The sequence below is a fragment of the Achromobacter sp. genome (assembly GCF_036567245.1).
In the GTDB taxonomy this organism is placed as follows: Bacteria; Pseudomonadota; Gammaproteobacteria; order Burkholderiales; family Burkholderiaceae_B; genus Achromobacter.
Map to the genome: position 1 here is coordinate 1 of NZ_DATCUY010000253.1, position 11,344 is coordinate 11,344.

The 11,344-nt window shown below is 61.9% G+C and carries 10 protein-coding genes, 4 tRNA genes and 1 pseudogene; 9 read left to right on the plus strand and 6 right to left on the minus strand.

The annotated features are described in order from the left end of the window. Positions 1-238 precede the first annotated feature (238 nt). The 7 genes from tilS to VIR09_RS11215 all read left to right on the plus strand — a co-directional run bounded on the left by tilS (position 239) and on the right by VIR09_RS11215 (position 5,781). Positions 239-1,213, plus strand: a complete 975-nt coding sequence (gene tilS / locus VIR09_RS11185; RefSeq protein ID WP_414639419.1) for a tRNA lysidine(34) synthetase TilS — start codon at positions 239-241, stop codon at positions 1,211-1,213. 141 nt (positions 1,214-1,354) lie between these two features. Then, on the plus strand, positions 1,355-2,620 hold the full coding sequence (locus VIR09_RS11190; RefSeq protein WP_332012936.1) for an aspartate kinase: 1,266 nt from the start codon (positions 1,355-1,357) through the stop codon (positions 2,618-2,620). Positions 2,621-2,707: 87 nt separating this feature from the next. After that, positions 2,708-2,800, plus strand: a tRNA-Ser gene (locus tag VIR09_RS11195). A 211-nt stretch (positions 2,801-3,011) separates the two neighbouring features. Beyond that, positions 3,012-4,034: a hypothetical protein gene (locus VIR09_RS11200; RefSeq protein WP_332012937.1), complete on the plus strand. Its 1,023-nt coding sequence runs from the start codon at positions 3,012-3,014 to the stop codon at positions 4,032-4,034. 283 nt (positions 4,035-4,317) lie between these two features. Beyond that, positions 4,318-5,382 (plus strand): tRNA 2-selenouridine(34) synthase MnmH, encoded by a 1,065-nt coding sequence (mnmH, locus tag VIR09_RS11205; protein WP_332012938.1) that lies wholly within the window; start codon positions 4,318-4,320, stop codon positions 5,380-5,382. 112 nt (positions 5,383-5,494) lie between these two features. Beyond that, a tRNA-Arg gene (locus VIR09_RS11210) sits at positions 5,495-5,571 on the plus strand. Between the two features lie 133 nt (positions 5,572-5,704). Continuing rightward, positions 5,705-5,781 (plus strand) — tRNA-Arg (locus VIR09_RS11215). An 80-nt stretch (positions 5,782-5,861) separates the two neighbouring features. Here VIR09_RS11215 and VIR09_RS11220 read toward each other — a convergent pair. The 3 genes from VIR09_RS11220 to VIR09_RS11230 form a co-directional block, all read right to left on the minus strand. Further along, positions 5,862-6,638: a hypothetical protein gene (locus VIR09_RS11220; RefSeq protein ID WP_332012939.1), complete on the minus strand. Its 777-nt coding sequence runs from the start codon at positions 6,636-6,638 to the stop codon at positions 5,862-5,864. 98 nt (positions 6,639-6,736) lie between these two features. Further along, entirely contained in the window at positions 6,737-8,179 is a 1,443-nt protein-coding gene (locus VIR09_RS11225) for a DUF1254 domain-containing protein (protein WP_332012940.1), read from the minus strand. Positions 8,180-8,262: 83 nt separating this feature from the next. Beyond that, on the minus strand, positions 8,263-8,952 hold the full coding sequence (locus VIR09_RS11230; RefSeq protein WP_332012941.1) for a DUF3313 domain-containing protein: 690 nt from the start codon (positions 8,950-8,952) through the stop codon (positions 8,263-8,265). Positions 8,953-9,276: 324 nt separating this feature from the next. Between VIR09_RS11230 and VIR09_RS11235 the strand changes: the two genes are divergently transcribed. Then, positions 9,277-9,353 (plus strand) — tRNA-Arg (locus tag VIR09_RS11235). A gap of 90 nt (positions 9,354-9,443) precedes the next feature. Here VIR09_RS11235 and VIR09_RS11240 read toward each other — a convergent pair. From VIR09_RS11240 to VIR09_RS11250, 3 genes are all read right to left on the minus strand, one after another. Continuing rightward, positions 9,444-9,665: a DUF3079 domain-containing protein gene (locus VIR09_RS11240; RefSeq protein ID WP_332012942.1), complete on the minus strand. Its 222-nt coding sequence runs from the start codon at positions 9,663-9,665 to the stop codon at positions 9,444-9,446. A 215-nt stretch (positions 9,666-9,880) separates the two neighbouring features. After that, positions 9,881-10,129, minus strand: a complete 249-nt coding sequence (locus tag VIR09_RS11245; RefSeq protein WP_332012943.1) for a hypothetical protein — start codon at positions 10,127-10,129, stop codon at positions 9,881-9,883. A 101-nt stretch (positions 10,130-10,230) separates the two neighbouring features. Beyond that, positions 10,231-10,833 (minus strand): helix-turn-helix transcriptional regulator, encoded by a 603-nt coding sequence (locus VIR09_RS11250; RefSeq protein WP_332012944.1) that lies wholly within the window; start codon positions 10,831-10,833, stop codon positions 10,231-10,233. Positions 10,834-11,018: 185 nt separating this feature from the next. On the opposite strand from VIR09_RS11250, the pseudogene VIR09_RS11255 reads away from it, so the two are divergent. After that, positions 11,019-11,344: pseudogene (locus VIR09_RS11255) on the plus strand (hypothetical protein); the annotation flags it as partial.

The following is an 11,344-nucleotide window of genomic DNA, read 5'->3' on the forward strand; positions in this document are numbered from 1 at the left end:
CTCCAGGGCATGACGCCCGAACAGCTCGTGGAACAGCGCGTCCAGCGCCTGCTGTCCTACGGCGCCTACCAGGAAGTGCGCGCCTGAAGCAGGCTGGTTGCCGGCCTGCGTGCCGGCGCCACGGCCTCGCGCCACGCGCCATTCCGCCATGACCGCCCGCCAGGCGCCCGCCACCACGCAACGGGCCGAGGCGGGCGTCGTTCATTCCCTTCCCGTTTCGTCTGAACTGGCCGCGGCTCTGCGCCGGGCCTTGCTGGCTCTGCCTGAGCGTCCGCCGCGCATCGCCGTGGCGCTCAGCGGCGGCGCCGACTCGGCCATGCTGGCGGTGCACGCGGCCGCCGTGGCGCGCGAACTGGGCATGGACCTGGTGCTGTTCCATGTGCATCACGGCCTGCAGGACGCCGCCGATGCATGGACGCAGCATGTGCGCACGCTGGCGGACCTGCTCGCGCTACCGTTGTCCGTGGCGCGCGTCGAGGTGGCCCAGGGTTCAGGCAAGGGGATCGAGGCGGCGGCGCGCGATGCCCGCTATGCCGCGCTGGCGCAACTGGCGCGCGAGCAGGGTGTCGCGCATCTGCTGTTGGCCCATCATCGCAACGACCAGGCGGAAACCGTCCTGCTGCGCCTGTTGCGCGGCACCGGGTTGGCGGGCATGGCGGCCATGGCGCCGGTGTCCAGGCGGGATGGACTGGTCTACCTGCGCCCCTGGCTGGAAGTGGGCCGCGACGCGATTCTGCATGCCGCAGACGCGGTGGCGGCAGCCAGCGGCTGGAGTCCGGTGCAGGATCCCACCAATACCGATCCCCACTACACCCGCGCTGCCTTGCGTGAATTGCTGGCGCCGGTGCTCGACGCCCGCTGGCCGGGGTGGCGTGGCATTGTCGCGCGGCACGCGCGGCACATGGGGGAGGCGGCCGAGATTCTGGACGAGGTGGCGCGGGATGACTTCGCCGCGCTCGATCCTTCCGCGGACGGCGCCAGTTTTTCGTTGCAGGCCTGGCGCGGATTGTCCGAGGCCCGCCAGGCGCACGTGTTGCGGCATTGGCTGGAACGCAACGGCGCCCGCATGCCGACCGACGCCAGGATGCGCGACCTGCTGCGCCAGCTACGCGGGCTGCACAGCCTGGGCCATGACCGCCAGTTGCGGGTGGAGCAGGCCGGCCACGTCATCCGCTGCCATCGGGGCAGGGTCTGGGTCGAACCCAGGGAATAAGCGGAGGCCGCCAGCCCCTGTCCCCAAAAAAACGCGACGTGGACAGAATTTTGCGCAGGCTGCGCAAATTTTTACCGTCGCGCTAGAATATACGGTTTTGCCCGTCAACCTTTTGCGGCGGGTTCCCAGCCAGAGTACGAGATGTCCCTGATCGTTCACAAATATGGCGGTACTTCGATGGGCTCGGTCGAGCGCATCAAAAACGTGGCGCGCCGCGTCGCGAAGTGGCATGCCGCCGGCCACCAGGTTGTTGTTGTTCCGTCGGCGATGGCAGGCGAGACCAATCGCCTGCTCGGCCTGGCGCGCGAGATCACGCCCCAGCCCGACAGTCGCGAACTCGACATGATTGCCGCCACCGGCGAACAGGCCAGCAGCGGCCTGCTGGCCATCGCGCTGCAGGCCGAAGGCGTGCCGGCGCGCAGCTATGCCGGTTGGCAAGTGCCCGTGCGCACCGATTCGTCCTTCACCAAGGCGCGCATCTCGTCGATCGACGACGCGCGCATCCGCGCCGATCTCGACGCCGGCCGCGTGGTCATCGTCACTGGCTTCCAGGGGATCGACCCCGAAGGCCACATCACCACGCTGGGCCGTGGCGGTTCCGATACCTCGGCCGTGGCCGTGGCCGCCGCCATCAAGGCCGACGAGTGCCTGATCTACACCGACGTGGATGGCGTCTACACGACCGATCCGCGGGTGGTGCCCGAAGCGCGCCGCATGGCCGTCGTTTCCTTCGAGGAAATGCTGGAAATGGCGTCGCTGGGCTCCAAGGTCCTGCAGATCCGCTCGGTTGAATTCGCCGGCAAATACCGTGTGCCGGTCCGGGTCCTGTCCTCGCTGACCGACCCGCTTATCCCGCTCGCAGAAGAAATGGTCTCGGGCACGCTGATTACTTTTGAGGAAGACGAAAAAATGGAAGCCGCCGTTGTCTCCGGCATCGCCTTCAGCCGCGACGAAGCCAAAATCACCTTGCTGGCTGTTCCGGACAAGCCCGGCATCGCCTTCTCCATCCTGGGCCCGGTCGCCGCCGCCAACATCGATGTCGACATGATCGTGCAGAACCAGTCCGTGGCTGGCACGACCGACTTCTCGTTCACGGTCAACCGCAACGAATTCGCCCGCGCCGTCGATCTGCTCAAGCGCGAAGTCATTCCCGCAGTGGGTGCGCGTGAATTGTCCACCGACGAGAAGGTCGCCAAGGTCTCGATCGTGGGCATCGGCATGCGCTCGCACGTGGGCGTGGCCAGCCTGATGTTCCAGACGCTTTCGCAAGAAGGCATCAACATCCAGATGATCAGCACCAGCGAGATCAAGACCTCGGTGATCATCGACGACAAGTACATGGAACTGGGCGTGCGCGCCCTGCACAAGGCCTTCGGCCTGGATCAGGCGCCTGGCGAAAAGGCCTGATAAAAGACTCCGGCACGATTTTTTTTACGATGAGTGCCCCGTAACGGGCAAGAGTGAAAAAAGTCGTGCTAGAATCTCGTTCTCTTCGGAGATGTGCCCGAGAGGCTGAAGGGGCTCCCCTGCTAAGGGAGTATGTGGCTAAAAACTGCATCGTGGGTTCGAATCCCACCATCTCCGCCAAATACCGATACCGCGTTGAACCGCGATGTCTCAAAACCCGCAGCAGCTAACGCTCTGCGGGTTTTTTCATTGGTCCACGTGTTTCGCATCGTCCCTGGACTTTGCATTGCATGCGTAGGTACCTTTGCGGGTACGTGAGGGGGATCACCGATGTACATTGCAAGTAAGCAATATTGTGAGTTCTTTCAAAAACGCAACCCGCCTAAAAAAGATGAGTGATCGAATTGACGAGCTGTTGGACAGACACGCCCGGCTGACGGAAACGATAGCGCCATTGGTAAAGACCATCTTGGTAGATGCAAATATTCCGTTTTTGGCGGTGGCTGGGCGCACCAAAAGCCGCAAAAGCGTGGAGCAGAAATGCAAGGTTAAGAATTACTCCAATCCGGAGGAGGAACTTACGGATCTCAGCGGCATTCGGGTCATTGTGTATGTTGAATCGGACGTTGCCAGGGCCGTCAGCCTAATCAGAAGTGCCTTTCGCGTGGATGAGGAAAACTCTATTGACAAGGACAAGCTGCTATCTGTGAGAGAGGCCGGCTATAGGTCTGTGCACTTGATCTGTGACATTGGGCCCGACCGGGAGGCGCTGAAAGAGTACAGCGGGTTGGCTGCGTTGAAGTTCGAAATCCAAGTTCGAACGGTGTTGCAGCACGCGTGGGCGGAACTGGAACATGACAAAAACTACAAGTTTCAGGAGGGACTGCCAGAGGATATGCAGCGACAACTGTACTTGCACGCAGGCTTGTTGGAGCTTGCTGATCGAGGCTTAGATCGACTCTCGCAAGAAATCGACCAGTATGCGGAGAGTTTGCGGGAGAAGGCCGAGAAGGGCGATTTGAGCTCCAAGATAGACGCTGTGAGCGTCGTTCAGTTTGTGGAGCGATGGGCTGCCGAGCATGGGGCGCACCTGGAGGAGATTTCCCACCCTGAACGGATGCCGGACCTGCTGGAAGAGTTGGATGCTTTTGGAATCGAAACACTCAGCGATCTCAATGGGATCATTCCGCCAGGCTACGCAGAGCAGTTCCCTGGCAGTGAACGAGAGCGTAGCGGCAGCAATGTTTTCAGCGTTGTACGAGATTGGCTGCTCATCAAAGACGCTCCAAAGTTGGCGGGCTGCAATTGGATCGTGCTACCGGAAGATATAGAGTGGCTCGCCAACTTTTTACCCGCCCGCGACATGGAGTACATCATCGCGAATTTTCTTATGCCTGAGCGGGAGGACGAATAGGGGTGCTCAGCCTTCCTATTCTCCCGAATTTCGTTGAAGGTATTTTGGCGGGTATTTGTTTTTTCGTACTGAAAAAAACCATTTGTTATCAATGGATTAGGGTCGGTTTTATGGTGTCACCATCTCCGCCAGATTCTCTCCGGTCTGGCTTCGGTCAGCACCGGAGATAAAAAACCCGCAATCACGCAAGTGATTGCGGGTTTTTTCATGGGTCCGCGGCGGGCTGGCAAACGAACCTGCCTCGCATGAGAAAATCGCAGATTCCCTTTCAGGCGCGGATCCCTTGAAACACCTGCTCGCCACGCTCGACCGGCTGGACGATTTCGATGAAGTCATCGACGTGCGCACGCCGCTCGAATTCACCGACGACCACATTCCCGGCGCGATCAATGCGCCGGTGCTGAGCAATGAAGAACGCGTGGTGGTGGGCACGCTGTACAAGCAAGTCTCGCCCTTCGAGGCCTCGCGCGTCGGCGCTGCGCTGGTGGCGCGCAATATTGCCGCGCATCTGGACACCACCTTCGCGGACCGGCGCCAGGGCTGGCGCCCGTTGATCTATTGCTGGCGCGGCGGCACGCGCTCCGGTTCCATGACGACGATGTTCAACATGATAGGGTGGCGCGCGCGCCAGCTCGACGGCGGCTACAAGACCTATCGCCAGGCCACGCTGGACGCGCTGGAGCGCCTGCCCTTGGGCTTGCGCTACATCGTGCTGGCCGGGCCCACTGGCAGCGGCAAGACGCGCTTGTTGAACGCGTTGGAGCAGGCCGGCGCGCAGACGCTGGACCTGGAGTGCCTGGCCTCGCATCGCGGCTCGCTGCTGGGCGCCTGGGCCGGCGTTGCGCAGCCCTCGCAGAAAGGCTTCGATACGCGGCTGGCGCAAAGCCTGCGCGCGTTCGATGCATCCAGACCGGTGTTCGTCGAGGCGGAAAGCCGCAAGATTGGCGCGGTCGCCTTGCCTGCTGCGCTATTGGCGGCGGTGCATGCGAGCCCTTGCGTCGAGGTCCGTTCCAGCCGCGAGGACCGGGCGGCCTTCTTGCTGCAGGACTACACGCATCTGTTCGACGATCCCGAATCGCTCAAGGCGCAGCTGTTACGCATGGTCGGCCTGCACAGCCGCGAGCGCGTGAATGGCTGGCTGGCCCTGGTCGACAGCGGCGCGCGCGCCGCGCTGGCGCAGGAATTGATAGACCGGCACTACGACCCGGCCTATGCGCGCAGTTGCCACGCGCACTTCACGCAATTGCCGCAGGCGCTGCGGCTTGAGTTCCGGCCCAATGATGGCGATGTGGTGGAGCAGGCGAGGGGGGTGCTGGCGAGACTGGATGCGGCCGATAGGACGGCTTGAGCGTTCTTCATCACATAGCAATCTGCCGCCGTCATGAGCCGCATTATTAGCGTCTGACTTGCGCGGTTCGCGAAATAACGCTATTATTCAAGGCTTGCTTTTAAACGCAAATGCGCCCGTAGCTCAGCTGGATAGAGTACCTGGCTACGAACCAGGGGGTCGTAGGTTCGAATCCTGCCGGGCGCACCAAGTTTGATTTAGCATTGGTTTTAATCGGCCAGTACGGAATTGAATAAAGCGACTAAATAGCAAGAGCAGTAAAAATAGCAAGAGCAGTAAAAACGGCAAGATTTTTCTGATATAATTTTGCCTCTTTGCCGGAGCGCCCGTAGCTCAGCTGGATAGAGTACCTGGCTACGAACCAGGGGGTCGTAGGTTCGAATCCTGCCGGGCGCACCAAGTTCACTTGGTCAATACAGCAAAGAAAATGGAAAGGCCTTTGATCTCGTATCGAAGGCCTTTTTGTTTTGCGCCGCCGTCTAGAAGCGGATCGTCACGCCCGCCATCGGCCCTTGCAGCACCGCGTCGAACTTGAAGCCGCCGCTGCTGTAATCCACGCCCAGCGCACGATAGCCAATCGCTGCCGAGACGTTCTTGCTGATGTTGTAGCCGATGCCCAGGCCCACATCCCAATCCGCTTCTGCGCCGCCTGCGCCGATCAGGCCCCAGCCGGTGATGTAGTACTTCGAACTCAGGACGTAGTTTCCGCGCACGCCCACCAGGCCGTCGACCCAGGTAGCGCCATCGCTGCGCGTTCTGCCATTCAGGTGCGCGCCCTTGAGCGTGATGTCGGTGTCGACCGACCAGACGCGCAAGCCGGCCACCACGTCCAATTGATGCGGCGAGTTTTCCAGCACGGAATAGCCGACCCCGAGCAGTCCCGCGAACGTGGAAGTCTTTACGTCCGCGCTGCTGGCCAGCAAGCCGTGCGGCGTATCTCCTTGCGTGCCGATCTTGGTGTAGATCAGGTCACCGAATATGCTGTAGCGCCCTTTGCGCGCATCGCCTATCAGCATGGCGCCGAAGTCGAGGTTGTCAAACAGTTTATCGAAGTCCGCGTGGACATCGATGACGGGCGAACGCGATGCCGACGTCTTGCCGGACAGGCCGGCGGCCCAGAAGTAGGGCGTGACCGAAAACTGCCATTCGCTTGACGGCAGAGAGCCGGCCGCGGGAGCCGGGTCTGCTTCGGCGCCCAGCGCAGCCCCGGCTTGCAGCAGCCCGCAAGCCAGGCAGCCCATGATTATCTTTTTCATCGCAAACCCTCCCCAAGCTGCGGGCGTGATGAGTCGAATCCATCACGCCCGCCGTGGACGCAAAGCCGGTCTGGAGCCGACGGAGTGCAGCGCCGGTATCAACTGACCCTTCTTACGGGAGGCAAGGTCCAGGAGCCGTCGATGATCGACGGGTTGCTTTCGTTGGGCCAGTAGAGGCGCATCATCAAGATGAATTTTCCCTTGGGGGCGGGCAGCCAGTTCGACTCCATATCGGGTCCGGGCGATTCATGCTGGATGAGCAGATCGATCGAGCCGTCTGGCTTCGTCTTGAGGGCCTGGCGCGCGCTGATCGAGTAGCGGTTCAGCGGGTTGTCGACGAAGAAATAGCCCGCGTCATACATCGTCAGTGACCAGAAGCCGGAGACGGGCGGAGTGAGACCCTTCTTGAAGGTCAGCACATATTTTTCGGAGCCGCTGTAGACGCGCTTGATGGCGCCGGTATCCGACTTCAGAGAGGTGGGGTAGACGGCGTCCTGCGGGCGGTTGGCGCCCAGGCCTATCGCGGTGACCAGGGCCCGCTGGATGTAGTTGGTGCCGTAGATGCCCGTCTTGGTCGTGAACCCCCAGCCATCGATGTCCTGGATGTCGCCGCCGCTGGACTTGAAGTGCGTCATGATGCGGCCGAACCCGACCTGTGGGACGCGCTTCGCAATGGCGGGGTCAAGCTGGCTCTTGTCGAAATCCTGGCCGGGCACGATGCCTATCGCCGCCATCTTCGCAACGATGGGGGCATCGGCGGCGCTGGGCGGATTGCGCTTGAGCAGTTGTGCAAACAGGGTGAAGTATTCGATCGCGTCCATGTTGTTGACCTGGTCGCGTACCGAGGTCTTCATGTCTATCGCGGAGTCGACCTTGCCCGCAGGCGGATTCCAGTCCTTGCCCCAGGCGCTCAGGGGACAGAGCTTCACTTCGTCCTGCAGCTTGTGGACTTGAGCATAGTCTTCCGGCGTGCCGGTACAGTAGATGCGGCCCAGTAGCCAGACAATGCTGGTGGGCGATTTGTACTGGGTCATGCCTTGCGGAATCGCGCCCTCCCATCCGGGGCCGCTGATCACGAAGGTTTGCGGCCCGGTGCCTGTCGTGCGCTTTCCGGGAACGTCGAACACCGTCGTCCAACCGTCCAGCATTGGAAACAGGGCGTAGCGTCCGTTCATGTCGGGCAGGCTGACGACCCAGGGCTCGTCGCCGACATCGAAGAAGGAAGTGGTGTAGAGCGTGTCGGCGTTTGGCGCGGTCACGTCCCGGAACTTGGCGTCGGGATACTGGCGCAGCTTGATGAGATGTCCCATCGGCGCGCGCGTCCCCTTGGGCTCCGCGACATTGGTGATGACTCTTCTGGTCATCTCCATCGTCACCAGGGGGTAGGCGTAGACGTAGACATCCGTTGCCAGTCCGAACTGCTCGTCGCCTTCGGGAAAATCCGCGACCAATCCATCGGCGGCTCGGGCTGGCGTGCCCAGGACGCTGGTTGCGAGTAGGGCAAGGCCACCTGCATTCAATGTGCGGCGTGTCAGCTTCATGGGATCGCTCCAACGAAATCATGGTTTGAAAATCACGAATAGCCGCGGCGCAGGCAAGGCTGCGCCGAGGCCGATGCCTGGCCTTATCGTTGCCGGACGTACTTCCCGATTTCCCGCGCCGCGCCCGTGGTCCATTCATCGATCAGCGGTTGCAGCTTGGACAAGCGGACGCCGCCCGCGCCCTGGGTGGCGTTGGCGACCTTCTCGCCTGTGCCGCCACGCACGGAGGCATACAGCAATTCGTCCGTCACGCTGTCCGTGACCCGCGATTCGATGGCGACTGTCGCATTGCGCGCCATGCCTCCTTCCATGGCGGCCCGGGCCTCGGTCATGACCAGGGCGATGGGGATGTACTGGTAGGCGCGCAGCGCTTGTTCCGAGGTTCCTACCGCGGTGATGGCGATGCGTATATGGGCCACGCCAGGTTCGGCGCGATCAACCAGCCTCACCTGCTGGCCGACCTTGCGCCGCAGCGTTTCGTTGACCGCATCGCGGATCTCGGTGAGGGTTTCCATGGAAACGTCCGCGGAAGGCTGAGGGTCCGGGTAATACACGACGGGATCGAGCCAGACCGCGGTATAGCGCGATGGGTTGAAGTCGGGATTCAGGTAGACCAGGCGGGTTCCGCCGTCGGGCGCGGGCGCTTGGCGCAGAAGCGAGTAATCCGGCAGGAAGCCGGACTCCGTCGTTTTCGGAGTGGTGGAACAGCCGGCCGCCAGGACCGCGGCAGCGATGCCGAGCAGAAGCGCGCCCGAGGATTTCTTGATCTTCATGCAAGTTCCTTCTGACAGGGTTGGGGGCAATAGAGCCCCGACTGCAGGCGTCGGCGAGAGGTCCCGTGCAAAAGCTGCTTTCCGCTCGTGGGCGCATGTTTTGACCTATATGCACAGGAAACCAATTATTTTTCGAACGTGGAAGTTTCGCAATGCGGATGCATGAACTGGGGTTTCTGAACTATTTTCTTTATGTCCGTTTTGTGGAAGGAGCTGCGTGGAAAGGCCGGCGAGTCGGGACGACGCCTGTCCGGAGCATGCGCGTTTGGCCCGGCCAATTTGCGCGCCCTTTATTTTTCATGGTATAAACACGCCTCTTTCGGAGCGCCCGTAGCTCAGCTGGATAGAGTACCTGGCTACGAACCAGGGGGTCGTAGGTTCGAATCCTGCCGGGCGCACCAAGCTTCTTGCTTGGCTTACACAGAAAGAAAATAGAAAGGCCTTTGATCTTGGATCGAAGGCCTTTTTTGTTTTGCCGCGCGGATATTGCGTCAGTGCGCCGGGGGTGGGACTGGCGCCTGGACCTGGGCTTTATCGTCCGCGTCGAATCCCCAGTCGCCGACCGTGTACCAATCGTCTCCCAGCGTCTCGGCGGGATGCATGGTGCGGCCGGAGCCGTTGCCGCAAGCCATCGAGTCGGTAGGACAATAGCGGTCGCAGCCCCAGCATATGCGTTCGGGGTGCTTCGGGTGCAAGGGAAACTTCTTGGCCATGCCGGGTGCCTGCTGCCTGGGGACGCCGCGGCTGCGGCGCCGATCTTTCCATGTGTGCATCCAGCGTACTGCCGGGTGTGCAGGGAATTCCTTGATCTGGCTCAAGTGCGAGCGCTTGCGGCGCCACGTGCACGGTATTGCGCGCCGGGCTGCAGCCTTGGAAGATTGGGGGAGAGGGATCGCCGCCACGGCATGCGCGGCGGCGGTCTCACAGCCTAGTGGCGTCGTCGGTCCACCGCCGTCAGCGAAGTGCCGCTCTTTACGAGCCGGTAGGTCTGTCCGCCCAGCCACGCGACCTTTTCGCCCGTGCTGGTGCGGCATATGCAATGCGTCTTCGGATCGAAACGCGAGGTACCCAAGGCGGAGTACGCGTCAGGGTCTGAGACAAATCGTTCAATGCGGTAGAGCGTGCCGTCCGGCGCGGTGGCGAGGACGTCGGTCAATCGTCTTGCGGTGCCGAGCATATGCGATACCTCCATGCGCGGGCCATTGGATATACGGCGCCAAAGTCGTTCGGGCATTTCAGTGCGCCAGGGCGGGAAGCTTGATGTTCCTGCGCCGGGCGCTAATGAAAGTGCCCTCCAAACAATGAATCGTCGAGCTGGTCGGGAGAGACGCCCAGAGCTTCGGATACGCGGTCCAGGATAACCTGCCTGGGCCGCGGGCGCGGCCTTTCCAGTTCGATATAGATGGAGTGGTCCACACCCAGGCGTGCAGCCATATCAGTGGTACTGATATTGAGATGCTCGCGCCAGGCGCGTATCAGGCTCCAGTCGTTGCCGGTTTTTAGATTGACGACAGCTAATGGTAAATGACTCTGCCCCTGGGCGGGGAGTTTGCGCGGCGCGGCTTTTCTGCGCGCGTCGCGCAGGCTGCTCTTGGCGGCAGCGTTCTTGCGGGCATCGCTGCGGGGCGTGGTGGCTGCGGCTTCGGCGGTGAAGATGATGCCGCCATTCAATTGGCGATATAGGTTGTCGCCGATCCAGTGCAGGGTCTCGCCGTTATCGAGCATGCATTCGCAATCCAGGTGGTAATTGCTGGGCATGCTTTCAAGTTGGGCGATGGTTTCCGTGGTCGTGGCGTGACGCACCACACGGTGCAAGACACCGTCCGGCGAGCGCACAAACACGTCGGGAAGTCTCCAGGAAAACGGAATGATAATCTCCACGGCGAAGCCTATCCGCCACTGTATCCCGGGGTGCTGGTGGTGGGATTTGGGGTTTCCCCTCGCCTGACTCGAGTACATGATTGTGCGCTACATCAGCGCTCAACATCTTCACAAATCTTCACTGCGCGCGGGGCTATCATCGCCGCGTTGCCCGCTGTCCGGGGCGTACTGTACGAGTGCTGGCGATGCATCTGGGCGCGGCTGGAATCATGGATGCGCGGCCGCGCGCGAGGCGGGTGGCGTGGTGGGCGCTGCTGGCATCGTGTGCGCTGCATGCGGTGGTGGCGGGGCTATGGTGGCGCGAGCGGATCGAGCCCGTGGGCATGCGCGCTGCGCGCGCGCCGGAATTGCCGTTCTTCGTGGATCTGCTGCCTGCCAAGGCGCCGCCCGCGCCACCGGAACAAGAGATGCAGGACAGGTCCGGATCCGGGCCTGCTCAACCCGCCCGCATCGACATGCCGCCGGTTCCCGCCGTGGCGCCGCGGCAACGATCCGGCGCGCGCAGGGCGCC

Bases quoted from the DNA above. Each gene is read 5' to 3' on its own strand.
- VIR09_RS11245 (WP_332012943.1), bottom strand. From the start codon at position 10,129: ATGCTCGGCACCGCAAGACGATTGACCGACGTCCTCGCCACCGCGCCG.
- VIR09_RS11240 (WP_332012942.1), bottom strand. From the start codon at position 9,665: ATGGCCAAGAAGTTTCCCTTGCACCCGAAGCACCCCGAACGCATATGC.
- VIR09_RS11230 (WP_332012941.1), bottom strand. From the start codon at position 8,952: ATGAAGATCAAGAAATCCTCGGGCGCGCTTCTGCTCGGCATCGCTGCC.
- VIR09_RS11225 (WP_332012940.1), bottom strand. From the start codon at position 8,179: ATGAAGCTGACACGCCGCACATTGAATGCAGGTGGCCTTGCCCTACTC.
- VIR09_RS11200 (WP_332012937.1), top strand. From the start codon at position 3,012: ATGAGTGATCGAATTGACGAGCTGTTGGACAGACACGCCCGGCTGACG.
- VIR09_RS11220 (WP_332012939.1), bottom strand. From the start codon at position 6,638: ATGAAAAAGATAATCATGGGCTGCCTGGCTTGCGGGCTGCTGCAAGCC.
- VIR09_RS11190 (WP_332012936.1), top strand. From the start codon at position 1,355: ATGTCCCTGATCGTTCACAAATATGGCGGTACTTCGATGGGCTCGGTC.